Source organism: uncultured Capnocytophaga sp., from assembly GCF_938029845.1.
Classification (GTDB): Bacteria; Bacteroidota; Bacteroidia; order Flavobacteriales; family Flavobacteriaceae; genus Capnocytophaga.
In genome coordinates, this window is the sequence record NZ_CALHGG010000027.1 from 59,242 (window position 1) to 84,773 (window position 25,532).

General features: G+C 39.1%; 17 protein-coding genes. 12 read left to right on the plus strand and 5 right to left on the minus strand.

The genetic code is table 11. The annotated features are described in order from the left end of the window. Positions 1–25: 25 nt before the first annotated feature. The 3 genes from Q0625_RS02160 to Q0625_RS02170 are packed head-to-tail and all read right to left on the minus strand — an operon-like array spanning position 26 to position 3,502. The gene (locus Q0625_RS02160; protein WP_298823255.1) at positions 26–1,831 is read right to left on the minus strand and encodes a DUF262 domain-containing protein; all 1,806 of its coding nucleotides are present in this window, start codon (positions 1,829–1,831) and stop codon (positions 26–28) included. Between the two features lie 4 nt (positions 1,832–1,835). Further along, complete coding sequence (locus Q0625_RS02165) at positions 1,836–3,143, minus strand: DUF262 domain-containing protein (RefSeq protein WP_298823256.1); 1,308 nt, start codon at positions 3,141–3,143, stop codon at positions 1,836–1,838. A gap of 50 nt (positions 3,144–3,193) precedes the next feature. Then, positions 3,194–3,502, minus strand: a complete 309-nt coding sequence (locus tag Q0625_RS02170) for a cyclic-phosphate processing receiver domain-containing protein (RefSeq protein ID WP_298823257.1) — start codon at positions 3,500–3,502, stop codon at positions 3,194–3,196. Between the two features lie 229 nt (positions 3,503–3,731). On the opposite strand from Q0625_RS02170, the gene glgP reads away from it, so the two are divergent. From glgP to Q0625_RS02185, 3 genes are all read left to right on the plus strand, one after another. After that, positions 3,732–7,928, plus strand: a complete 4,197-nt coding sequence (glgP, locus tag Q0625_RS02175; RefSeq protein WP_298823258.1) for an alpha-glucan family phosphorylase — start codon at positions 3,732–3,734, stop codon at positions 7,926–7,928. A gap of 249 nt (positions 7,929–8,177) precedes the next feature. Then, positions 8,178–9,305: a tetratricopeptide repeat protein gene (locus tag Q0625_RS02180; RefSeq protein ID WP_298823259.1), complete on the plus strand. Its 1,128-nt coding sequence runs from the start codon at positions 8,178–8,180 to the stop codon at positions 9,303–9,305. A gap of 25 nt (positions 9,306–9,330) precedes the next feature. Beyond that, complete coding sequence (locus Q0625_RS02185) at positions 9,331–9,984, plus strand: VTT domain-containing protein (protein WP_298823260.1); 654 nt, start codon at positions 9,331–9,333, stop codon at positions 9,982–9,984. A gap of 116 nt (positions 9,985–10,100) precedes the next feature. On the opposite strand, the gene nrdD is transcribed toward Q0625_RS02185, so the two are convergent. Beyond that, the gene (nrdD, locus tag Q0625_RS02190) at positions 10,101–11,888 is read right to left on the minus strand and encodes an anaerobic ribonucleoside-triphosphate reductase (protein ID WP_298823261.1); all 1,788 of its coding nucleotides are present in this window, start codon (positions 11,886–11,888) and stop codon (positions 10,101–10,103) included. A 64-nt stretch (positions 11,889–11,952) separates the two neighbouring features. After that, on the minus strand, positions 11,953–12,411 hold the full coding sequence (nrdG, locus tag Q0625_RS02195; RefSeq protein ID WP_298823262.1) for an anaerobic ribonucleoside-triphosphate reductase activating protein: 459 nt from the start codon (positions 12,409–12,411) through the stop codon (positions 11,953–11,955). Positions 12,412–12,736: 325 nt separating this feature from the next. Here nrdG and Q0625_RS02200 point away from each other — a divergent pair, with 325 nt between their 5' ends. The 9 genes from Q0625_RS02200 to Q0625_RS02240 all read left to right on the plus strand — a co-directional run. Continuing rightward, positions 12,737–15,829 carry a SusC/RagA family TonB-linked outer membrane protein gene (locus Q0625_RS02200; RefSeq protein ID WP_298823263.1) on the plus strand — a complete coding sequence of 1,031 codons (3,093 nt, stop codon included), beginning with the start codon at positions 12,737–12,739 and terminating at the stop codon, positions 15,827–15,829. 32 nt (positions 15,830–15,861) lie between these two features. Next, entirely contained in the window at positions 15,862–17,523 is a 1,662-nt protein-coding gene (locus Q0625_RS02205) for a SusD/RagB family nutrient-binding outer membrane lipoprotein (RefSeq protein ID WP_298823264.1), read from the plus strand. Between the two features lie 228 nt (positions 17,524–17,751). Beyond that, the gene (locus tag Q0625_RS02210) at positions 17,752–20,859 is read left to right on the plus strand and encodes a SusC/RagA family TonB-linked outer membrane protein (RefSeq protein WP_298823265.1); all 3,108 of its coding nucleotides are present in this window, start codon (positions 17,752–17,754) and stop codon (positions 20,857–20,859) included. A gap of 21 nt (positions 20,860–20,880) precedes the next feature. Further along, the gene (locus Q0625_RS02215; RefSeq protein WP_298823266.1) at positions 20,881–22,554 is read left to right on the plus strand and encodes a SusD/RagB family nutrient-binding outer membrane lipoprotein; all 1,674 of its coding nucleotides are present in this window, start codon (positions 20,881–20,883) and stop codon (positions 22,552–22,554) included. 177 nt (positions 22,555–22,731) lie between these two features. After that, positions 22,732–23,709: a GSCFA domain-containing protein gene (locus Q0625_RS02220; protein ID WP_298823271.1), complete on the plus strand. Its 978-nt coding sequence runs from the start codon at positions 22,732–22,734 to the stop codon at positions 23,707–23,709. A gap of 189 nt (positions 23,710–23,898) precedes the next feature. Further along, on the plus strand, positions 23,899–24,078 hold the full coding sequence (locus tag Q0625_RS02225; protein WP_298823267.1) for a hypothetical protein: 180 nt from the start codon (positions 23,899–23,901) through the stop codon (positions 24,076–24,078). 23 nt (positions 24,079–24,101) lie between these two features. Continuing rightward, positions 24,102–24,350, plus strand: a complete 249-nt coding sequence (locus Q0625_RS02230; RefSeq protein ID WP_298823268.1) for a hypothetical protein — start codon at positions 24,102–24,104, stop codon at positions 24,348–24,350. A 13-nt stretch (positions 24,351–24,363) separates the two neighbouring features. Beyond that, the gene (locus tag Q0625_RS02235; RefSeq protein WP_298823269.1) at positions 24,364–24,981 is read left to right on the plus strand and encodes a DUF4230 domain-containing protein; all 618 of its coding nucleotides are present in this window, start codon (positions 24,364–24,366) and stop codon (positions 24,979–24,981) included. A 70-nt stretch (positions 24,982–25,051) separates the two neighbouring features. Next, a partial coding sequence (locus tag Q0625_RS02240) for a Na+/H+ antiporter NhaC family protein (RefSeq protein ID WP_298823270.1) occupies positions 25,052–25,532 on the plus strand: 481 nt, incomplete at its 3' end.

Sequence of the window (25,532 nt, forward strand, 5' to 3'; positions counted from 1 at the left end):
TAAAAGAAAGAAGTGATCTTATAAATTATTCTTCTTGTTTATAAAAATCTAAAAGAGCTTCCATTTCTTTTTGATGTTGTTTAATTTCTTGTGTATTCCATTCATTTCCTAAAAATGTCTCAAACATCATAAGCCTCTTAAGACTTGTATTATTATAAAATGATTCCTTTTTGTACTCAGGGTGCTCCTTGCCCGCTGAGGAATTCTCAGAGCTACTGATTAAACAAAGATTACCAAAGCAATGGAGTATTTTCTTTCGTTCTTCTTGTTGCTTTTCAGGAGTTAGACTTTGATCTACTATGATAGTAGAAATTTTATTCTGTGGCAATAAGTGCTCTTTAGAAGACAATTGTCTAAAATAAAAACGACTAAAAGAGTCTTTTTTATCATTTTTCATTTTATTTATAAGTAAGCTTATTGTTTTTGGGCTAATTACTTTATCTACTCCCATCACATAGTCATAATAGACCTCCCAAAGCATATATTCAAAATAATAAAATATCTTAGTTGAAGCTAAATCAAAACACATCTTATCCAATGAAATACCTTTAATTTCCTTCTTTAATTCCTTCTTCAAAACACTATATAAGTCTTTCTTTTTTACATTTCCTTCTAATAATCTTAAGAGCCATTCCTTTTTGTCGTTAGAAACAGTCGCATAATAGAACATCGTTTGTAACATTTCTATTTTTCTCTCTTCATCAGCAATTTCATTTGTTTCTATTTCTTCTTTATCAAATTCATATCCGCTTATCCTCCAATTGCTTTCCTTTTCATTTAATAATGGACTATTTTTAATAACATACTTGTCAAAATAGATTCTATATTTGAGTAAGGCAACAATAAAAGTTTTTGCATTTTTATAGTCTTTAAATGTCTCTAAAAGTTTTTTATCATCAAATGAAATCTCTTTATCAGGATTTATAAGATGATATATATAAAGTAAAAAAGTAGGAAACTCTAATACAGAACGATAATCATACGTTTTGCTTTCTTCTCCCTGCTTAAATCCTTTAGGAAGTGTTTCTACACCCTTTTCTAAAAGTGCTGCTATTGTTTGAGACTGATTATTTTCATTACTCTCATCTTTTCCAAGTGAAGAAACAATATCATCAAAGGAGAGCTCCTCTTTCTCTAATAATTCTTTAGGAATCCCTTTATTCCAAATATAGTCTCCCATAAAAGAACAAGCCTCCCACACTTGAGCAAAAACTTCTTTATGAGAATCATCTATTTGATTCATCAGTTGTGCTTTGAGTATCTCGTGTTTCTCCAACTGCTCGCCACGATTGTTCATTATTTCAAAATAATGATTTAGCTCAGTCTCTTTGGGTAACTCTGTCCTAAAAATATAAGTTCGTTCAAAAAACTTCTTCCTAAATATTTCTTTATCCTTGTCAGTAGATAAAATGTCATTAAGAACACTTTCAATAATCTCAATACCTTGTTTTAAGTTTTGTGTTTTAGGAATTTGAGGTAAGCCTTTTGTAGCCTCAGAAAGCTCCCTAAAAAACTGGTCACACTCAGATCGTGCTTGAAATTTGAGATTAAAGGAAGTTTTTTTATCTAAAACAGCTTTGATAAGATTTAAGGTAGTATGGCGTTGTTGCCCATCTACAAGTTCATAGCTACCATCATTCCTCTTGAAAGTAACTAAAGTACCCAAATAATACCGTTCGTTCTCTCCTATACTATTAATATCCCTAATAAGACGCTCTATTTGAGGTTGTTCCCATTCGTAATTTCGTTGATAAATAGGGATAATGTAAGTATCATTACTTAAAACTTCTTTTATTGTTATAGCTTCTTTTATTTCTTTATTATTCTTCATCGTTTTATAAATTAAAATAAATCAAAACACCTTCTTCTACTCCCTTTGCATAGCCTCTTTCATGAGGAATGTAGTTACAAAATAAATCTATTTTTAGTTCCTCAGGTGAATAACTATTAGGAATAGACCTAAAGAAGCGAAGGGCTTGATCGTGCTTTAATATACTGTTTTCCGAGATTGCCTTTTTCTCCAATCTCAATAGATACACATTTTTATAAAATCCATCATAATAAGCTTCTTCTAAAAAAGAAAGCCCAAATCTGTCTACAAAAAGTAAACAAATATTCTCAAAAAGGTTTCTTACCTTTATATCACCTACTCTTTCTGCCCCCCTATAGTTAAGACATCTTTTTTTATAGAATGCTATAAATTTATCATTTCTTTCAAACAGTTGTTTATTTAGTTCAATATAATAGAATACATAGTCAAAGAAATTTCTCCCATTGATAATACTCATTCCTATCTGAAATGGATAACTTTGGGCAATACCAAAGTTACGAAATAAAATTTCTTTTTGGGTATTCTCTATGATACCCTCTAAAATCCTTAGAGAGAGTTCATAATTATATTCTACTCCCTTATAAAGACTTATACCCTTAAATTCATTTAGATCTGTTTTTGTAAATGAATATTTATCCTCTCCTTTTATCCATTTCCGAATTCTATAGAGATGATTATTGAGAATATCAGGCAAAGGATTATCTTTATCAAGGAGATAATCTTCCCATTTGATGACATATTGTTCTATTTCTTTATCTGTATACCCATCTTTATCCATTTCTCTTAGATGAAATGCTTTTAATAGATCATGTGGAGATAGTTCTTTCCCTCTTGAGTTTTGGGTGTCAAATAACTGAAAAGCTTCATCCTGACGATATACTGTGATCACTACAAATTCGCACTTATTTTCTAATTCATTTAAAAACTTTTCTTTATCTTTTTCTAATTTCTTTGCTCTAAACCATTGTTTGATTTGGTTATAATTATAGATGAGATTATTTTTAGAAATCTCATTGGTATATTCTTGATTTTGAAGTAGCTTATCTTTTTTACCCAAATAATATAAGATAAGTGAAAGGGTCGTTAGGCGTTGTTGTCCATCTACAATATTATGAATACCTTCTTTATCTTGATGGACAATAAGAGTTCCTACTCGGTAGGTTCTTTTGCCAATATAAATATTTTCATACAAGTCATCAAGTAGCTGAATAACATGAGATTTATGCCACTTATAGGGACGTTGATAAGGAGGAATAACAAAAGTATTATAAAGCTCCTTTAGTATTTTTTCTTCTAACTGAGGTTGTTCCATCTGCTTTTTGGTTTAAAATTCATGACAAATATACGATTTTTAATCATAGATTAACTAGTATAAACGTTATTTTTTAACTCAAAATTTCTAAAGTTATCCAATAATCGTTCTATATTTTCCTTACCTACAGGGTTTTGGCTATGTACTTGATAGTTGGGCAGGGGAAGCTGGTGCGCTAAGCAGTATTCCACTAAGTATTTAGCACAATCATAGCCCGATAGATCTTCCCCTAAGTCATGGTCAAAGGAAATAAAATCAGGTAGTCCCTTTCTCTCAAGATAGTCCACAAACTCCCTATAACTATATACACGATCAAAACCCTCAGGAGTAGGGCGCAAGTCATCTAAATACAATAGCATAATTATTAATGGTTAATTCTTCCTTCCACGCCGCAAAGATAGACTTGCTGCTGGACAAACTGTGTTAGGGTAATTGTTAATTATTTATAATTAGTGGTTAGTGGTTAGCAGTTAGACCTATGAACAACTGATATTCAAGTTGTTGAAAAAAAGTAATTAAAAATCAGTGGTTTTACTTTTTTTCTTGCTAAAAATTAGTTATATTTGCAGAGTGTTAGAACCATAATCAATGAAAGAAGAAATAACAATGGATCCGAATTACTTATTTGAAATTAGCTGGGAAGTATGCAACAAGATTGGGGGCATACATACCGTATTGGCGACACGAGCTAACCTGCTCCGAGACAAGTTTGCCGACAAGTATATCACCATAGGTCCTGACCTATGGCAACACAAGGAAAACCCCGAATTTGTACAAGATGACACACTTTTTCCTTCATGGCTTGCCCGTACTAAGGAGGAAGGCCTACGAGTGAGAACAGGGTATTGGAATATAAAAGGAAAACCTATTGCTATTTTAGTGGATTTTTCCCATTATATCAGTGAGAAAAACGAAATTCTCACCTATTATTGGAACACTCAACAGCTTGATTCACTCAATGCTTCTTGGGATTTTACCGAGTCAGTTCTCTTTGGCTATGCAGTAGGAAAGGTCTTGGATAGTTTTATTCACTTCCAAGTAGGGGTACGTGAGCGTGCCATTGCCCATTTCCATGAGTGGATGAGTGGTACTGCGCTCCTATATGTGAAGAAAGAGCTTCCCCAAGTAGGAACCATTTTCACTACTCATGCTACTGTCTTAGGTCGTAGCATAGCCGGTAATGGGTGGGCACTCTACAACTATTTGGAAGAGTATAAACCCTCTGAATTGGCTTATCGCTTCTCTGTACAGCACAAGCATTTCTTAGAAGCGAAGGCTGCTTGTGAGGCTGATGTATTTACCACTGTGAGCGATATTACTGCTCGTGAAGCGGCTCACTTCTTAGGTCGTATCCCTGAGGTGGTTACTCCTAATGGCTTTGACGAAAGCCTCATAAGTGATCGTACCAGCTTCCTTCAAAAAAACAAAAGAGCCGCTGCTAAACTGCAAGAAGTAGCCCAAAAGGTTACAGGAACTACCTTTGAGAAAAAACCTTTCTTTGTAGCTATCAGCGGACGCAATGAGTTCAGAAACAAAGGAATAGATGTTTTTATTGATGCACTTCAGCAAATCAACAAAGACGCAACCTTTGACCAAGAAGTCGTAGCGTTCATTCTTATCCCTTCTGAATATGATGGAGTTAACACTGTCGGACAAGCTTATACAACGCACCTTGTAAGAGACGAATACCAAAGTACCATTCTTTCCAAAGTGAAAGAGGCACAACTCTTTAACCAAAAGCAGGACAAGGTAAAGGTTGTCTATTGTCCAAGCTATCTTTTGGGTAATGATGGGGTATTTGACCTTTCTTACTATGACCTCCTCTGTGGAATAGACCTTACTGTATTCCCTTCTTACTATGAGCCTTGGGGCTATACTCCTTTCGAAAGCCTATGCTTCGGAGTGCCTACCATAACCACTACCTTGGCAGGCTTTGGTACTTGGGCATTGTCTCATTTCCCTAACGAGAACTTGGCTCTGAAAGTTATTCGTCGTAACGACAGTAATTACCAAGAAGTAGTAACAGGGGTAGTAAGCCAAATAGAAAAAATCGCACGTCTCTCCCCTACTGCTTATGAAGCTTTATGGGAAGATGCACAACAAATAGGCGAAACAGCCCTCTGGGATAAGTTCTTTGTTTTTTATCAAAAAGCTTATGAACTTACCCTCAACAAATTACAACCTCGCTTAGCCAATCTTCCTGTGGCGGATGCCGATGCGGAGGTATGGGAGCAGTCCAAAGTAGTCAATACTCCTTTCTGGCGTAGTGTGATCGTACACCGTGCTACCCCTGAAAAATTCAAAGCTCTTGAAGAATTGGCTAAAAACCTCTGGTGGTGCTGGAACGAAGAAGCAGAACAGCTCTTCAAGAGTATAGACCCTGAGGAATGGCGCAGAGTTCATAAGAACCCTATCCTATTGCTCGACTCTATTTCAGTAAGCCAGTTCAAGGCCTTGGAAAATGACTCTCAATTTATGAATCGTTTGGATAAGGTATATGCTGACTTCCTTGCCTATATGGAAAAGAAGAAAGAGATGGTAAGCCCTTCGATAGCGTACTTTAGTATGGAATTCGGATTGCACTCCTCTTTGAAGATTTATTCAGGCGGGTTAGGTATCTTGGCTGGGGACTATCTGAAAGAAGCCAGTGACAAGGCTACCAAAATCACAGGGGTAGGATTGCTCTATCGTTATGGTTATTTCACTCAAAAGATATCCGCCTTTGGAAATCAAGAATCTGAATATGAGGCTCAGGACTTTACCAAAATTCCTGTTTCCCCAGTGTTCGACAAGGATGGCAAATGGCTTAAGGTAACCTTAGACCTACCAGGTCGTACCCTTTATGCACGTGTATGGCGTGTGGATGTAGGTCGTATTGAGCTTTACCTATTGGATACTGATTATGAAGATAATAACGAGGAAGACCGTACTATCACCCATCACCTATATGGAGGAAACTGGGAGAACCGACTCAAACAAGAGATGCTCTTGGGCTTGGGTGGTATCAAGGTGCTTCGCAGCTTAGGTCATTCCTATGACATCTATCATTGCAATGAAGGACACGCCGCCTTAATTGGCTTGGAACGTCTTAATAAGTTCATTAACGAGTATCATCTCTCCTTCTCCGAAGCAGTAGAAGTGGTACGTGCCTCTTCCCTCTTTACAACGCACACTCCTGTACCCGCAGGACATGATGCCTTCGAGGAAACTATGCTTCGTGCTTTCATAGGTGACTATGCTGAAAAGCTCCATGTGGATTGGCAACAAATCCTTGCCCTTGGTAAGATCAATGTAAGTGACCCACATGAGAAATTTTCTATGAGTTTCTTGGCTGCCAACCTCTCTCAAGAAGTCAATGGGGTGAGTATGCTCCATGGCGAGGTAAGCCGTGATATCTTCAAAGATATGTGGAAAGGTTACCTCCCTGAAGAACTCCATATCAGCTATGTAACCAATGGGGTACACCGTCCTACTTGGACCTCTCCGCTATGGAAGGAAGTAGAAGAAAAGTACTTTAAGAAGGAAGCAGGTACCTATACTGCTGCCTCATTTGAAGGTATCTACAATGTACCCGATGAGAAAATAGCACAGATCAAGCAAGAGCTCCGCTCCAAGCTCGTTCGCCGTATCAAGCACAACCTAACCGATGGTCAGAACATCACTTATTTCACTCCTCGTGAAATTGTAGAAGTGTTCGATACGCTTCGTGATGATGTACTTACTATAGGTTTTGCTCGTCGTTTTGCCACTTATAAGCGTGCCCATCTGCTCTTTACCAACTTGGATAGGCTAGATGCTATTATCAATAACCCTGAACGTCCCGTACAGTTTATCTTTGCTGGGAAAGCACACCCTGCGGACAAGGCTGGACAAGACCTTATCAAGCACATAGTGGAAATATCCAAGCAACCACGCTTCTTAGGAAAGATCATCTTCCTATCCAACTATGACATGGACTTGGCTCGTACCCTTATCCAAGGGGTCGATGTGTGGATGAATACACCTACACGTCCGCTCGAAGCCTCTGGTACCAGTGGGGAAAAGGCCGCTATGAATGGAGTAATGCACTTCAGCGTACTCGATGGCTGGTGGGTAGAAGGTTACCGTGAAGATGCGGGCTGGATGCTCCCTCAAAAACGTACTTACGAGAACCAAAAGTACCAAGATGAGCTAGATGCTGAGCTTATCTACAATATCATAGAAGACCAAATCGCACCTACTTTCTATAATAAGGATAAGGACGGTAAGGGTATTTCCATAGAATGGTGTAACTTTATCAAGAATACCATAGGCAAGGTAGCTCCACAGTTTACCACCTATCGTATGCTTACCGACTATGAAAAACAGTATTATTATCCACAACAAAAACGCTCTAACCTCCTTAGAGCCAACAATTTTGATAAAGCCATCGCTCTTTCTCAATGGAAGAAGAAGGTAAGTCAAGAGTGGGCACATATACGTGTAGAGAAAGTGGTTGCTCCTAGGCGAGATAGCGAACTTATCTCCTTGGGTAAGAAATATGAAGCAACAATAGACCTCTACTTGAGCGAACTCACTCCAGAGGATATAGGCTTGGAACTTGTCGTTACTTCTAAGAAAGAGAATCAACTAAAAGTAAACCAACTCATTCAGGCAGAACTAGTTTCTTTCTCAGGTCGTGTAGCTTCCTATAAGATCTCTGCCGCTACGGAGGATGCGGGCTTGTTCATGATTGCTTTACGACTTTATCCTAAGCATGAGTTACTACCTCACCGTCAGGATTTCCCATTGGTAAAATGGCTCTAGATAGTGACTAGTGATTAGTGACTAGTGATGTCTTGAAACTAAAAATTCAGAACTAAAAACTAAGCACTAAAAAGGCTGCCCTTCAGGGCAGCCTTTTTGTAAGTTATCAACAAAATAAAAAGTTATAACCAACTTTGTCGGAGATAGCATAAAAAATTGTATTTTAGCCCCTTGAAAAAATGCACCCTATATAGTAGATAACAAATTGACCATCAGACATCTACTACACTTAATTACTTAATAAAGACAATGTACTCAAAGAATGATGAACGCTGGGAGGTGATTTCTCGCTATGAAAGCCTACTTAGCGAACATAAGGTAGGCTTTTTTGACAGCTATCAGTATGAGGATATTATCCTTTACTATTTTGAGAATGCCAAGTATGCCAAAGCCAAACAAGCGATAGAAACCGCCCTTAGCCAATTCCCCTTTGTAGCTGCTCTTAGGCTCTTACAAGCCGAGATGCTCATATATGAAGACAACCTCCAACAGGCTGGCGATATATTGGACGAGGTAATCCATGAGGAGCCTTACAATGCGGAGATATATGTACAGCGTGCCCACCTTTATTCCAAAAAGAACAACCATACCAAGGCTATCGAACTGCTTCAGTATGCGCTTTCTTTCAGTGAAGATCCATCGGATATTGATTCGCTCATCGCTATGGAATATATGTATATGGAGGAATATGCTTTGGCTAAGAAATACTTCAAAAGATGCTTGGCACATGATCCAGAAGACTATTTTTCCCTACAACAACTCCTCCACTGCTTTGATTTTCTAGGCGAAAATGAGCAGGCTATACAATTTCTTACCACTTTCCTTGACAACAACCCCTACTGTGAGGTAGCTTGGCATAGCTTAGGTAGGCAATATATGGTACAGAATAATTACCAAGAAGCGCTCAAGGCATTTGATTTTGCTATTATCAGTGATGACACTTTCACTGGCGCCTATTTTGAAAAGGGAAAAGTATTGGAGCGGCTTAAGGAATATAAGTTGGCGATAGAAAACTATAAGATTACCCTTTCCCTAGATGACCCTTCCTCTTTTGCTTATCTGCGTATTGGCAATTGTTACGAAAAGTTGGGTGATAGAGTAATGGCAGAGCAATATTATTTCAAAGCTGTGCATGAAGACCCTCAGTCCAGTAAGGCTTGGTTGGCCTTAGTGGATCATTATGCAAGAGAAAATGACTATGAAAAGGCTGAAAAATATGTAAATCAGGTACTGCTTAATGAGGGAGACAATCCTTCTTTCTTGCGCCGATGTGCTGAGATATATGAACGTGTAGGCCGCACTGAAGAAGCTAAGCAGATATACTCCCAAGCGATGGAGTTAGGTAATTTTTCCCAAGAGCCTCACACTGAAGACTGATTAACGAACACTAAATAAGAAATATATGGAACACTTCCAAAGTTGGAGCGATCTTGTAAATCCAGAGTTTTACATCAAGTTAGGCGGATATTGGCTTGTATTGTTCATTATCTTTGCTGAGACAGGTTTGTTTGTAGGCTTTTTCCTCCCTGGGGATAGTCTCCTATTTATCTCTGGCATCTATGCTGTACCTATGGTAAGGGACACCTTTGGTATTACAGGTAGCGACCTATTGGACACCACTATCATTGCTTCCTCCATAGCCTTAGCAGCTATCATAGGTAATATGGTCAGCTATTGGTTTGGTAGGCGTAGTGGTCATGGTCTCTATGAACGTAAAGACTCTTTCTTTTTCAAGCGTAAATACCTACTCAAGGCACAAGTTTTCTACGAAAAACATGGAGCCGTAGCGGTAATTGCTGCGCGTTTTCTCCCCATTGTACGTACTTTCGCCCCTATTGTAGCGGGTATTGTGGGTATGCGCCGTGGCAAATTCATGGTATATAATATTATAGGTGCTGTAGCATGGTCCTTCTCTCTTGTCTTCATGGGACACTATTTGGATAAGCTCTTTATAGAACAATTTGGTATAGACCTCAAAAAGCACTTAGAGCTAATCGTTCTCTTTATTGTGCTCATTACTACCGCTCCTGTGCTTATCAAATTAATTAAAAGATAGGACTATAGTGACTAATGACAAGTGACTAATGACTAATACCACAATAGGATCAGCCATTAGTCACTTTTCATTTTTTACCCTTTACTCACATACCCAGCTCCAAGTATTCGCTGGCTTTACCTTTTACTTGTAGAAAGGTGATAGTGTCTGAGTTTGTGTTCTTTCTGTCGAGCAGTGCTAAAGCAGGACACACGCTTGAGGTAGCCTATCACTCGCGTAGCATGGTCCACATTCTCACTATGGCAATGAGGGCACTCAAAGAGGGTTCGCTTATCTATATGATTACAATCATTACAGATAGTAATACGGATATTGAAACAGAAATAATTACAACCCGCCAAGGCGGTAGCATTGAGCAGCCTTAAGAAGCCTTCTTTGTTGGGTGTCTCCTCTAGATTCAAGTGCAAGGCAGAACCTCCATCCAAATACTCAATAAACTCCTTACCATGGAGGATAATCTTATCCAAGACATTTATATGATCGTCTTCTACCGCATAGAAATAGGAATTATAGCACTCACGTGGAGAAAACAAGCCTGATTTCTTATCCCAAAGTGCATTCTTCACCCCCAAGTTTTCTGCAGGAACAAATTCAGTATTGAACATATAACCATATAGCTCGCGTGCCTTGCGATTTTCATCATAAATAATCTTGAGGTGATGGCGAACAAACTCCTTATACTGCTCATTGTTGGTAGGGGCAATATCCAAGTATTCGGCGGCCTCCACCATACCATTAATACCAATTGTCAAGAACTGCTTGTCAAGGGAGATAAAGCCCGCATCATAGACCGGTAGCAGTCCTGCATTTTTGTACTCCTCTATAAGTTTGCGAAAAGCCACTTGATACTTATGTATCTTGCGTACCTCTTCAGCAAGATTGCGTTTTTGCTGAATAAGGCGGTTCATATTTAGCGTAATCACATTGATAGATCCTGTGGCCACTCCCCCTGCTCCCAAGGAATAACTGAAAGTATGGTCGGAAATCTCGTTGCGCAAGCGACAGCAGGAAGCCAAACTATCGGCACTCTCGGACTGATAAACAAAGAAAGAGTTCCCCTCGCTGAGTTCCTCGGCACACATATTGGCAAAATCTTGATCCACAGGCTTACCCTTAGCTGTAAGCATAGCGGCAGTTACCACAGGGAAAGTGAGGATGGCTTTAAGGCGTTCGGCATTGAACCACTTAAGGAAAAAGTGTTGCAACTTGAACAAACGATCATAGCTAGGGCGGCTCATATCTGGAAAGACAAATTCTCCAAACATACTATTGAAATAAGGCTCATCATAAAGGGAGATATTCCAAAAAACAGACTGGTAGCCCCTTGCTGCTGCTGGTTGATTAATCGCATACACTACATGCTGGAGATGGTTCTCTATTACTTTGGTATGCGTTTCCAAATAATCTTCCCCATAGTCTTTGGTGGCAAAGTGGTCAAAATAGAGGAGAAACTCCACTGTAGCCAAAGCACCTGCAAACTGGGAACTGATAGCAAAGACCAAATTAACAAACTCTCCACAGAAACTCTCTAAGTGCTTAGGGGCACGGCTCTCCCCGCCGAGCTTCATCAGCCCATCCAAAAGGAAAGGATACATACTGATAGATACGCAATAGGGCTTCAGAGAAGTCTCATCATGCACATAGATCTCATGTGCCTCTATCTGGCGAATGTATTCCCCAGCGAGTTCTTCCCCGAAAAGTTCCGCTATCTTACGACGTACCAGCTCACGGTTGATTTGGATATTGATATCCTTGTTAATTTCGGCCTCCATTGTAGCAATGTTCTTGCTTGTAACATTCGCATTGGCATCTACTTGAGAGGCAGTAGCGGCATTTTCCGCATGCAGATATTGATTTATAAACTCAATTTTCTGCTGGATTTGATTTTGTGTAAGTCGAATCATAGGATTTGATTTATAAATTGTTAGTAGTTAGTGGTCAGTGGTTAGTTGTCAGACTGACTACTGATTACTGATGATGAAACATTTCATTGAGTATTCTCCCAGTGCTTACCTCTATAAAGCGCTGGTTAGTAGTAGGAGCAGAGAGACCGCCTAAGACCTCTATCCAAGGACCTGCCTTAAGCCAAGTTAGTTCCTCTTTGATAGCCTTGGATACCTCCTCTTCTGTAAGTCCTGTATAGAGGCAGGTATATAGTCCATAGGCACGGGCTATTTGTAGTTTGTGAATAAGATCCTCTTCTTCCCATTCGCCTCCCATAAAGAGCACACAAGAAATCATATTCTTATAGCGCTCAAGGCTAGTGACGAATAGCTCGTCGGTCAGAGGAGTACCCGTACCTTTTTTCCACAAAAAGGGAGAATGACACCCCTTACAGCGCAACGGACACCCAGTTACACTCACACATAAGCTAATCTGTCCAGGCACTTCTTGTAGAACTATTTGTAGGTCAGAATAATAAATCATTTACATATCTTTTTTTGTGGTAGGACAAAGTTAAGGAGAAATGAGGGGGAGTTTTCCACAGTACTTGATAAGTTATTAACCGAGTTTTCAACAAGAGGATCATGTTGCCTATACCTATGATTATTTTTATCATCTATCTTATTTTAAAAAACAAGAGAAAAACCTCCTTATTTCCATTAAAAAATAAAAGAAGTTGATTTTACGCCCCGTAGAACCAAAAAAGTAAATTTAACACAAAAAAAGCGAAAAAACACGCTGTTTTTTCTTGCTAGTCCAGAAAAAAAGACGTACCTTTGGGCCACTAATTAAAATTCATAATAGAGATATGAACTTAAAAAAATTATTCTTATTGTGTTCCCTTGTCTTTACGACAATGGCTTTTGCACAACAAACCGTAACAGGTAGTGTAAAGGACAGTAAAGGGAAACCCGTGGCGGGTGCTGCCGTAATTGTAGTAGGCACTAGCCGTGCTGCCACCACTAACTCCGACGGAGGTTATTCCATTGAAGCTGTGGCTGAGGAAAACCTACAATTCTCCGCTCAGGGGTATCAAAATGTACAAAGGAAAGTAGGATTGGAAACTACTATTGATGTAGTACTTCCTCTTACTTCCGAAGATGCTAAAACAGTAGGAGCTCTCGGTATTGAGCGTGATGCTAACGCTACGGGGTACTCCGAAACTACCTTAGAGGGGGGCGACAACCTCAAAGGAAAAACTGCAGGACTTGCTGCCGCAGGAAGTGGTATGGGACAAACTAAGATGACCCTTCGTGGTACAGGTTCTGTAACAGGAAGTAGCCAACCGCTCATCGTGATCGATGGGGTTCCTATGGCTGAAATGGGAGATGGCTATGGAAACTCTGCTTCTGAAATTAACAAAGATGATATCGAGTCCGTAACCGTTCTTACTGGTGGAGCCGCTACTGCTCTCTATGGTAGCCGTGGTGGTAATGGGGTTATCCTCTATACTACCAAATCAGGTAAGGGAGGAAAGACCAATATTGATGTCAACTCTTCTGTAACATTTGAAAATGCTTATATAGCACCTAAATTACAAAATGAGTATGGTGGTGGATCTTCTCAAAGTTTCACTAAGCAAACAATAGAAGGACGTGAATACAATATAGCAGATTATGGCCCTGATGAAAGCTGGGGTCCTAAATATGATGGTACTCCTTACCTACCTTGGTATGCTTTTGATAAAAGATTTCTTGCTGACCACTATCTAAAACCTGTTCCTTGGCAAGCTCCTAAGAATGACGTAGACAAATTCTTCCGTACAGGGGTTACTACTAACAACTCTATTTCTATCACACGTTCTCTTTCAGGTACCAACCTACGCTTCTCTGTAGGAAATAGTGAAACAACAGGAATTGTACCTACTACCAAAATGGAGAAATCAAATGTGGCTTTTAGCTTTACTTCCGACCTATCAAGCAAGCTCAAAGCAGAAGGAGGTTTTAACTATTCTATCACTACCCGCCATAACCCTGGTTATACTTATGCAGACGCTTATTCCAATGGTGGACTTCCTATCCTCTTATATGGATATACACAACGTCAGTTAGATTATAGAAATCTTGAAAGATTCTACAAATCAGAAGATATTAATAATCCTCAACGTACTTGGAACAGAAATGCTTGGAATGATCCATCTGCTCGTTTTAGCAATAACGTCTATTGGCTTCTTAATGAGGTTACCTCTGATGATAAAAACCATCGTATATTTGGTAACATTGGTTTCACCTACAACTTCACAGATAATTTCTTTTGGGTAGGTAAGATTTATGGGGATATCTATGCTCTTAAAACAGAAGGAAGAACAGCTAAAGGTACTTATCAGAACACACCTGACTATAACAAATATACTTATATCAATTCAGGATTTAACTACGAAACTCGTTTGCACTATACACCTAACTTAGGAGAGAATTTTTCCTTGACAGGATTCATTGGAGCTGCTCGTTCAGAAAACAGATATGATAAAACAGGTGCTGCTACCCAAGGAGGCTTGATCGTACCTAATTACTATTCTATCGAAAACAGTTTACAGAAACCAACAGCTACTACTTATGCTTCATGGACTCGTACTAATAGTGTTTTCGGAATGGCTTCTTTAGGTTATAAGAGCACTTTATTCGTAGAGGTTACAGGACGTCAAGACTGGTTCTCTACTGTATCTAAACCTATTTTCTACCCTTCTGTAACGGCTTCTTATGTGTTTTCTAATTCCTTCAAGAATCTTCCTTCATGGTTCTCTTATGGTAAAATCCGTGCAGGTTTAGCTCAAGTAGGTAATGATGCTTCTGCTTATGTACTTAAGACTTACCCTGTGATAAATAATCTCTTCCATGGAACACCAAACTATGGAGTGCCTGACACACAAAACAATCCTGACTTACTTCCTGAAATCAAGGAAACTAAAGAAGCTGGTATCGACCTTCAGTTCTTTAACAGCCGTCTCTCTTTAGGATTCTCTGTATATGACATTCTCTCCAAAGACCTTATCCTTTCTCTTCCTGTAGATGCAGCAAATGGATATACTTACAAAAACATTAATAGTGGAGAAATGTCTAACAAAGGTTTTGAAATCACCCTTTCTGCCACTCCTGTACAAACAGATAAGTTTGGTTGGTATATTGATTGGAACTTTTCAAAAAATATCAATAAGCTAACCAAGTTATACCCAGGTCTAGGACGTTATAGAGTAACAGGAGACTATTATGGTACTGTAAACCTTTATGCAATAGAAGGACGTCCTTTTGGAGAAATCTATGGAGCCGGATACGAATATGATGACCAAGGAAATCGTTTGGTAGATGAAAGAGGACACTATGTTCGCTCTAACCAAAAATCATTAGGAAACATCAACCCAGACTTTACTACTGGACTTACCAACACCCTTACTTATGGCAACTTTAGCCTTTCCTTCACTTTTGACTACCAACATGGAGGTAGCTATTTTGCAGGTGCTTATATGTTGGGTATGATCGCAGGTACCGCTCGTGAAACAATTGCTAATGGTATGCGTGAGAAAGATCCCAATGGTCCTGAAGGTCAAAAAGGGATCGTCCTACCAGGGGTATTCAAATCAGGCCCTAAAGCAGGAAAACCTAATGACATAGCTATCAGTCCAAAAGAATATGGTACTACATTTATGTTTGATTTGGATGAACAAAGTGTATTTGATGCTACCTATCTAAAATTACGTAGTGTATCCCTTTCTTATGATGTGCCACTACCTGAAACCAAGCATATCAAAGGCTTGAACTTTACCCTTTCAGGATATAACCTATGGACTGGAGCTTTGGCTTGGGATGGTATGGATCCAGAAACAGCTGCTTACAACTATGGTATGGGTAACTCTTCCTTGCCAACTACTAGAAGCTTTAGTCTCGCAGTAGGCTTAAAATTATAAAATTAACAATTAATAAACAGATTACAGAGAATATGAAACGAATCATAATATCCTTATTGTCTGTCGGACTGCTTTTTAGTAGTTGCGAAAAAGATTTTGAAGAGATTAATAAGAACCCTAATCAGCCAGAGGACTACCTAACGGCAGCACTCTTTGGTAACGCCTCTTTTGGATTTATGTATAACTTGCGCAAAAATTCGAACTCTGCTTCTTTGATGCGTACTTGGATGCAATATACTTCAGAGACTACCTATACCAAAGAAAGTCGTTACCAGTATAAAGAAGGAGCTGGAAATGATCTTTGGAAACAAATCTACAAGCGTGCTGAGGTTCTCAATAAGATTATAAAACTCAATACTGACCCTGAAACTAAAGGGGAAGCAGCTATCTTTGGAAGTAATCTAGGTCAAATATGTGCTGCTCGTACTATGATGGCCTACTACTTTAGTATATTGACAGAGACCTTTGGAGATGTTCCTTACTATTCCTATGGAGGTAGAGGAAATCAAAAATTCCAAGCCCTACAATTGGATAAATATATTACTCCTGAATATGCTGATGAAAAAGATATCTACTTAGATATCCTTAAAGAATTAGGTGAAGTAAGTAATGATCTTAGCACCCTAAACGAAGATGACGAAGTCTTCTCTCAAGGTGATTTCATCTTCGGTTCTATAGGTAAGCTAAAACGTTTTACTAACTCTTTGCGCTTACGTATTGCTAACCATGTTAAAAACGTTAGTGATGCAGAACTTAAGGCAGCTGCAGAGGCGATAATTAATCATTACGCAAGTAGTAATGAAAATGAACTTCTCAAAGAAGGAGAGAATGTGACCCTCCTTTTCGAAGATAACTATGATTATTGTGCACCTATCTATAATGATTATTTTATAGACCAACGTATGGACTATGTGCCTTCTAATACGTTTGTAAAATTCCTTATAGGAACCAATAAGCATGCCCAAGATAGAGGTTTATCTTTTGGAGTAGACCCTCGTGTACAGAAATATTTTGCCCCTGTGGGAACTGGAAAACAAGATGCTCTTAAAGGAGTGTATGATGAACCAACCACTATAGATACAACCCAATATAAGGGAATGCCTTATGGTATGGCTGAAGGTACCACTGAAAGCCAATTCGGTGGAGGAACTAAAATTTCTATTTTCAGTTCAACCATACTCAAGGCTGATTATAAAGAAGTCATTATGGATTATTCTGAAGTATGCTTCATCCTTTCTGAGATTAGAGGTTGGGACAATAACTGGTACAAAGCTGGAGTAAAGGCGTCTATGGACAAATGGAATGTAGACACAGCAAAAGCTACAGCCTTTATCAATAGTCTCCCTGCCGCTACTGCTGAAACTGTAATGACTCAAAAGTATGTAGCTCTGTATATGAATCCTAACGAAGGATGGACAGAGTATCGCCGTACAGGTTATCCTAAATTCTTAATCAAAGTAGGAGAAAGAGTAAAAACAAATTACCTCCTTGATGAAGATGGATCTGCTACAGATATCAGTAACAATAGTTACAAATTTGAATCTATGTATGAAGGCAATACAGGAGTCCCTGAAAGAGTGAACTATCCTTTGGAGTACAAAGGACTTAATCAGGCTAATTATGACAAAGCTAGAGCAAAAACCAATGGAGACTCTATGATGCACCGACTCATTTTTGCAGAGAACAGGCCCTAATAGGTAGAAATACTTTTTAATCCTTTTTGGAGAGCAGTCATAATGACTGCTCTCTTTTTTGTTTAAAACAACTATAAAAGATATAAAAATCTTTTTTAATCGAATTTTAGGAATATTAGTTTATAAAAACGGCTTCATATATGATTTTTTTATTTTTTAAATAGGACATATTGCTGTTTGAAGAAAAAGTTGTATCTTTGGATAATTAATCTAACTTTTATTAGAGATATGGGACTTAAGAATCTAATCTTATGGGTATTCCTCCTTACCTCTGCGCTTACCTTTGCACAACAGACAGTTACAGGGAGCGTAAAGGATAGTGCTGGAAAACCTGTGGTAGGTGCTACTGTACTTGTAGTAGGCACCAGCCGTAATGCAACAACGAACTCCGAGGGGATGTATGCCATTGAGGCACAAGGGGAAGAAACCCTACAATTCACCGCTCATGGGTATCAGAACGCAGAGAGGAAAGTAGGCCTCGAAACGACTATTGACGTAATCCTAGCTCTGAATTCCGAAGATGCTAAGAAAGTAGGAGCCCTTGGGGTAGAGCGTGATGCCAATGCTACTGGCTATACCGATACTACTCTGGAAGGAGGAGAAGACCTCAAAGGAAAAACTGCCGGACTTACTGCTGCCTCCGCAGGAGGAATGCAAGGATCCAAAATGGAACTCCGTGGTAAGGGTAGTGTTACAGGAAGTAGCCAACCACTCATCGTAATCGATGGGGTTCCTATGGTAGATATAGGTAGCAAATATGGTGATGTTTCTTCCGAAATCAACAAGGACGATATAGAATCCGTAACAGTACTTACAGGAGGGGCTGCTACCGCCCTCTATGGAAGCCGTGGAGGAAATGGGGTGATTCTCTATACTACCAAATCGGGTAAAGGAGGAAAAACCAATATTGATATCAACTCTTCGGTGAGTTTTGACAATGCCTATATTGCTCCAAAATTGCAGAACGAATATGGTGGAGGTTCCAGTTTGGACTTTGTCAGACAGAATATCAATGGTACTACCTATAACCTCCCCCAATACGATATTGATGAAAGCTGGGGGCCTAAGTATGATGGTACTCCTTACCTACCTTGGTATGCTTTTGATAAAAAATATCTCAATGAGTACTACTTAAAACCTGTACCTTGGCAAGCTCCTAAGCATGACATAGATCAGTTCTTCCGTACAGGGGTTACTACTAATAACTCTTTCTCTGTTACACGCTCTGTATCGGGAACCAACTTACGTTTCTCCTTGGGGAACACCTCTACCTCAGGAATCGTACCTACTACCCAGCTTGATCGTAGTAACTTAGCCTTTAGCTTTACTTCTGATCTATCAAGCAAACTCAAAGCAGAAGGAGGTTTGAACTATTCTATCACTACTCGTCATAATCCTAACTATACCTATGCCGATGCCAATGATAATGGTGGATTCTCAATCGTACTCTACGGATATACCCAGCGCCAATTGGATATGAGAAACTTAGAACGCTTCTATAAGGCTCCTGATGGCTCCCAACGCACTTGGAATAGAATTAGTTGGGAAGATCCTAAGCCTAACTTCGCTGATAACCTCTATTGGATGCTCAACGAAATCACCCAAAACGATAAGCGTCATCGCTTTTTCGGTAATATTGGGCTTACTTACAACTTCACCGACAACCTTTTCTTGGTAGGAAAGATGTATGGTGATATCTACTCTCTTATGACTGAATCAAGAACAGCTGTAGGCTCTCACAATACTTCTCAATACCAAAGATATATGTATGAGAATGCCGCTTTCAACTATGAAACACGTCTGCACTATAATCCAAATCTTGGAGAAAACTTTTCTTTGACAGGATTTATAGGTCTTTCACGCGCCCAAAACAAATATGCCTATGCTGGAGCTGCTACTCAGGGAGGGCTTATTGTTCCTGACTTTTATTCTGTTGACAACAGTAAGGAAAGACCAAGAGGATATACTTATTCCTCATGGACACGTACCAATAGTGTATATGGTATGGCTTCTTTCGGCTACAAAGGCACTGCTTTCGTAGAAGTTACAGGCCGTAATGACTGGTTCTCTACCGTATCAGTACCTATCTTCTACCCTTCTGTAACTTTCTCTTATGTATTCACCAATTCTTTCAAGAACTTACCTTCTTGGTTTAACTATGGTAAGCTCAGAGCTGGCTGGGCACAAGTAGGAAACGATGCGTCTGCCTATGTCCTTAAGACCTATCCAGATGTTTATCAGTCTTTTAGAGGATCTCAGTATTATTTAGTTCCTACCGAAAAGAATAGTCCAGATCTCCGTCCTGAAATTAAGGAAACCAAAGAAGCAGGTATTGACCTTCAGTTCTTTAACAGCCGTCTCTCTTTAGGCTTCTCTTACTATGACATTCTCTCCAAAGACCTTATCCTCTCCATGCCTGTGGATGCCTCCAACGGATATACTTACAAGAAGGTAAACAGCGGGGAAATGTCCAATAAGGGATTTGAAGTTACCCTTTCTGCAACTCCTATACAAACTGACAAATTTGCTTGGTATTTGGATTGGAATATCTCAAGAAACAGAAACAAACTCATCAAGTTAGCCCCAGGTTTGAGCCGTTACAAAGTTACTTGGGAATACTATGGAAACGTAGAGTTATACGCCATAGAAGGTCGTCCTTTCGGTGAAATGTATGGTGGTAATTATGTATATGATGATGCAGGAAACCGCTTGGTTGATGAGAATGGATTCTATCTTCGTTCAAAAGACAAAGAAGTTTTGGGCAACATCAATCCCGAATTCACCACAGGTCTTACCAACACTTTTACTTATGGAAACTTAAGCCTTTCCTTTACCTTTGACTACCAACACGGAGGAAGCTACTATGCAGGAGCTTATGCCTTGGGTATGTACGCAGGTACTATACGAGAAACTGTGGCCAATGGTATGAGAGAGCGTGATGCCAATGGACCTAATGGACAAAAAGGGGTAGTGCTTGACGGAGTTGTTGCTCGTGTAGAAAGTGACGGCACTATCACATCTACAGGAGTAAAGAATACCAAAGCGATTAGTCCTAAGGAATATGGTAGTACTTTCTACAAAGGAATAGACGCGCAAGCTATATTCGATGCTACTTTCCTAAAACTTCGTAGTGTATCTCTCTCTTATGAAGTACCACTACCTGAAACCAAACATATCAAAGGCTTGAACTTTACCCTTTCAGGTTACAACCTCTGGACAGGCGCCTTGGCATGGGATGGAATGGATCCTGAAAGTGCCATCTATAACCAAGGTATGGGGAACTCTTCCTTGCCTACTACTAGAAGTTTTGCCCTTAGTGTAGGATTGAAATTATAAACAAATTAAATTAGCCTAACAATGAAAAAAAATATAATAACTGCCATATTAGGTACGACTCTGCTACTAGGAAGTTGTACCAAGGATTTTGGGGAGATTAACAAGAATCCGAATGTGCCAGAAGATTATCTTACCTATGCCTTGTTCAATGGTAATAATCAAGCACTTATGTATAATCTCAGAGGATATGACAATATTGGAAAACAATCCCTTACTTGGATGCAATATACCTCCCAGCCTATCTATACCAAGGAAAGCCGTTACCTACTTGACCCTGATGGAGGAAGTACCATTTACTACCAAATGTATGGACGTGGTATAGGGTACAAAGAGATTATCAACCTCAATACCAACCCTGAAACAAAAAATTTGGTTTCCATCTATGGAAAGAACAACAACCAAATAGCAGCAGCCCGTATTATGCTCGCTTATGTCTTTAGCCTTGGAGTACAAGCTTTTGGGGATATACCTTATTATTCCTATGGAGATCAGGACAATCCTAAGTTCCAAGCCTTACAAACAGATAAGTACGTAACCCCTGTATTTGCCCCACAAAAGGATGTCTATTTAGACATTCTCAAGGAACTAGAAGCGGCTACTGCACAGATAGAAAATGATTCCTATGTATTCTCTTCAGGAGATGTGATTTTTGGCACCCCTACCAACTTAAAAAAGTTTGCTAACTCCTTACGTTTGCGTATTGCCAATCACCTCAAAGGAGCTACAGACGCTGTCTTGGGCGCTCCTTTGGCTGAAAAAGTAAAAGCTATTATCACTTACTATAAACAAGGACATGACGATGAACTCTTAGATACTTCTTTCAAGAGTGCAGAATTAATTTCTGAGAACAATTACACCTATCCTGCCCCTATGTATTACGATTATTTCGTAGGAAACCGTGTAGATTACCTGCCATCGGCTAACTTTATAAAGCTCCTTGCAGGGAATAACAAGAAAGCAAGAGACAGAGGTCTCAATTTTGGAGTAGATCCTCGTATGGAAAAATACTTTGCTACCAAAGGAACCGACAAATGGACTATAAATAGTGGCTATACTATTGATGAATCAAGAGCGATTGATACCCTTGCCTATGTAGGGATGCCTTATGGTATGCAAGAAGGTAGCGAAGCTGCCAACCAATATAAAGCTGGAGAAGCGGTTTCTCTTTTCTCCCAAGAGGTACTAAAAGCTACAGCTCCTATTGTACTAATGGATTACTCAGAAGTATACTTTATTCTCTCTGAAATCAGGGATTGGGATAATGATATGTATAAGAAAGCGGTAGAAGCCTCTTTCGACAGATGGGGAGTAAGCTCCTCTAGAAAAGCAGGTTACACTATTGCTGATATTAGTAGCCTTTCTGAGGAAAATAAGAAGGAGCGAGTACTTACCCAAAAGTATATCTCCCTATATATGAACCCCGATGAGGCATGGGCTGAATATCGTCGTACAGGTTATCCTAAGACGCTAATAAATGTAGGAGAACGAGTAAGAGCCAATCTACCTGCTTCCAATCCTTCTTTCTATACCTTCTTAAAAGACCCTTCAGCAACCGATGTTTCTGGTATTCCTGAAAGACTTAACTATCCTAACACCTATAAGGGACTTAACCTAAATTATATTGAAGCTCTTAAGAACATGGGTGCTTCAGGAGATACCAGAGGAAAACGACTCATATTTGCTACTCGCCGTTAGAACTCAAGGAATCTTAACTTAACACAAGAGGCTGTCCGAGATGGACAGCCTCTTTGACTTAAAAAATAGAAGATAAAGTTTTGCTTATAAGACTAAAAAATGTAACTTTGCATCACCTCTCTAAGTATCGAGAGCTAAAATAAAATTAGCTAATTGGCAAGTCGGCTCATCAGCATTATGGACCTTATCACTAAAATATCTATTCCTTCGGTAGCAGAAGATGATCAACTCTCCTATACAACCCCTGTGGTGAGTATGGGATCGTGTTTTGCGGCACATCTACAAGAAAAGTTTGACTATTACAAACTGCCGTCTTTTGCACATCCTTTTGGCACCCTCTTTCACCCCATAGCTATTGAGCGTAGCCTTGAACGAGTATGCCTAAGGCAACCCTTTACCGAAGCTGATTTTTTCCTACAAGATGACCTATGGCTTTCTTTTGACTTGCATTCACAATGGGCAAACACCTCTCTCACTACGCTATTGAATACACTGAACCATAATATTTTGACCCTACAGGAGGCACTTACCAAAACATCCTTTTTAGTAATTACCTTGGGAACGGCTTGGGTATATGAACACTTATCTACAGGGAATATAGTAGCCAATTGTCACAAACAGCCCCAAACACTTTTCAAAAAACAGTTACTCTCTTTGTCTCAAATAAAGGCTTCTTTGGAACATATTGTAGCATTAGTACAAAGACAACAGCCTCATATCAAAATGATTTTCACTGTATCCCCAGTGAGACATCTCAAGGATGGAGCCCAAGAGAATCTGCTGAGTAAGTCCTTACTTATCTGTGCTATACACGAGCTTTTAGGAACAGCCGTCCAAGAGAAGCGAAACAACCTCTTCTACTTCCCTTCCTATGAGATTCTTATGGATGAACTTCGGGATTATCGTTTCTACAAGGAGGATATGCTACACCCCACAGAACAGGCGATACAGTATGTATGGGAACGCTTCACAGAGACATTCTTTACTCCCTCCGCTCAGTCTCTCATGCAGGAAGTAGCCGGTATTCAGCGAGCTTTGTCACACCGCCCTTTTAACCCTGAGGGGGAAAAACACCAAAAGTTTCTCACTAACCTAGAAGAAAAAATAAAAGCTCTCCAAAGAAAATACCCCTTTCTAACCATTAATCACCTATAAATGACAAAAAATGAGTGACCAATGACAAATCCTGCCAACTCATATATTGGCACATTTTTTGTGGTCACTTCAATCAAAAAAGAAATATCCTAATCTTTCTTCTTATATTTTTTACTCCAAAAAGAAACAAGAGAACTTGTATATTTACAAATTTATTATTATTTTTGTTTCACTAAATAGAGGAGTCTTATGGATAAAGACAAAAAGATAGAAGATACTCAGAGTGATGAACTTAGAAGATTAGGAGAGGAACTGCTATATTATCTGAACAATTACAACGAACTTACCAAAACAAGACCTCATTATAAAAAGATAGTAGATAAAGAAATAAAAGTAATTATCAACGCTATGAAAGCTCTTAGTAGATAAGTCTTTCCCTAATATGAAAAATTATGTTTGAAAAGATAAAAGCCCTTAGAGATCAATTCCGAGATGCCAAAACGGATGAGGAAAGGAATCATATACAACAAGAGACTGACAAGCTCCGCGAACAAGATCCTGATGCTTGGGCGGAGGCTATGCTTGCTTGTATCAAAGATACTAGCAAGCGAGCCTCAGAACTTCTCATACGAGAAAAGACGGAGAAAATACCCAATAATGAGAACTTAGCTTTTAATACTCCTCACCCCATAGCTCTCTAACCGATTATAACTCATGAAAAAACTACTATTAGGCTTGGTGATAGGCATTATTGCTGTATTTGTGCTACAATATTTCTTTAAAAAAGAAAAGGACGAGAGTGTACTTACCGAAAATAGCGCCCTCATAGCTCAAGAAATCAAGAATGTAGGCAAATTGGTGGTTACCGAAGGCTATTTTTCGGAAATCATGACCTACAAGGATGCCAAAAAATACTTCAATAACTGGGTGTCTTTTGATAAAAAAGTACTCGTGGTGGTCAATGCAGAAGCGACTATCTCCTATGACTTGCGTGACCTTCGTTATGAGATTGATCAAGCGAATAAAGTAGTACGCTTACTGAAAATTCCAGAGGAAGAGCTCAAGATATACCCTAAGGTACAATACTATAATATAGAGGAAAGTTCTTTCAATCCTTTCACTGCGGAAGACCACAACAAAATTCAAAAACGCGCTTCAGACCTTATTGCTAAAAAAATAGACCACTCCTCTTTCCGTAACAACGCCCAGAACCGACTCCTTACAGAACTTTCTAAAATATTTATTCTTACTAATTCTATGGGTTGGAGGCTTGAATACACTGATACTCCCATAGAAAAAGAAAGCGATTTGTTGCTCCCTTTGAAAAAATAATTATTAAAATTGCGCTGTGTTCTAATTATTTTTTCTACCTTTGCACTCTATTCTATAAAATATTTTCATAATGTCTTTAGAACCAAAAAAAGCAAACGGTATAGCGCTTTTACCTCTGATTGTTTTTGTAGCTATTTTCTTATGGAGCGGTGTGCAATATGGGAGTTTTTATGAGTTTCCTGCTCCTATTGCCGTGTTGATAGGAATTGTCACAGCTTTCTTGATCTTCCATCGCAATGGTATCAATGAAAATGTAAGTGGTTTTATTAAGGGATGCGGTAATCCAAGCATACTGATGATGTGTCTCATCGCTCTATTTTCAGGCGCTTTCAGCGTGGTTACCAAGAATATAGGTGCCACAGATACTTTTGTCGAAATCACCAAAAACTATCTTTCTTTACAATACTTATATGCGGGTGTCTTTGTCATCGCCTCATTCCTTTCTTTTGCTTCGGGCACTTCAGTAGGAGCAGTGGTGAGCTTGGCTCCTATTGCAGCGGGCTTTGTAAGTTTGCCCAATGTGAATGTGGAGCTTATTGCAGGTTCACTTT

Excerpts from the sequence above, each read along its gene's own strand:
- nrdG (WP_298823262.1), bottom strand. The coding sequence starts at position 12,411 with ATGATTTATTATTCTGACCTACAAATAGTTCTACAAGAAGTGCCTGGA.
- glgP (WP_298823258.1), top strand. The coding sequence starts at position 3,732 with ATGAAAGAAGAAATAACAATGGATCCGAATTACTTATTTGAAATTAGC.
- Q0625_RS02200 (WP_298823263.1), top strand. The coding sequence starts at position 12,737 with ATGAACTTAAAAAAATTATTCTTATTGTGTTCCCTTGTCTTTACGACA.
- Q0625_RS02230 (WP_298823268.1), top strand. The coding sequence starts at position 24,102 with ATGTTTGAAAAGATAAAAGCCCTTAGAGATCAATTCCGAGATGCCAAA.
- Q0625_RS02225 (WP_298823267.1), top strand. The coding sequence starts at position 23,899 with ATGGATAAAGACAAAAAGATAGAAGATACTCAGAGTGATGAACTTAGA.
- Q0625_RS02165 (WP_298823256.1), bottom strand. The coding sequence starts at position 3,143 with ATGGAACAACCTCAGTTAGAAGAAAAAATACTAAAGGAGCTTTATAAT.
- Q0625_RS02215 (WP_298823266.1), top strand. The coding sequence starts at position 20,881 with ATGAAAAAAAATATAATAACTGCCATATTAGGTACGACTCTGCTACTA.
- Q0625_RS02210 (WP_298823265.1), top strand. The coding sequence starts at position 17,752 with ATGGGACTTAAGAATCTAATCTTATGGGTATTCCTCCTTACCTCTGCG.
- nrdD (WP_298823261.1), bottom strand. The coding sequence starts at position 11,888 with ATGATTCGACTTACACAAAATCAAATCCAGCAGAAAATTGAGTTTATA.
- Q0625_RS02205 (WP_298823264.1), top strand. The coding sequence starts at position 15,862 with ATGAAACGAATCATAATATCCTTATTGTCTGTCGGACTGCTTTTTAGT.
- Q0625_RS02160 (WP_298823255.1), bottom strand. The coding sequence starts at position 1,831 with ATGAAGAATAATAAAGAAATAAAAGAAGCTATAACAATAAAAGAAGTT.
- Q0625_RS02185 (WP_298823260.1), top strand. The coding sequence starts at position 9,331 with ATGGAACACTTCCAAAGTTGGAGCGATCTTGTAAATCCAGAGTTTTAC.
- Q0625_RS02235 (WP_298823269.1), top strand. The coding sequence starts at position 24,364 with ATGAAAAAACTACTATTAGGCTTGGTGATAGGCATTATTGCTGTATTT.
- Q0625_RS02220 (WP_298823271.1), top strand. The coding sequence starts at position 22,732 with ATGGACCTTATCACTAAAATATCTATTCCTTCGGTAGCAGAAGATGAT.
- Q0625_RS02180 (WP_298823259.1), top strand. The coding sequence starts at position 8,178 with ATGTACTCAAAGAATGATGAACGCTGGGAGGTGATTTCTCGCTATGAA.
- Q0625_RS02170 (WP_298823257.1), bottom strand. The coding sequence starts at position 3,502 with ATGCTATTGTATTTAGATGACTTGCGCCCTACTCCTGAGGGTTTTGAT.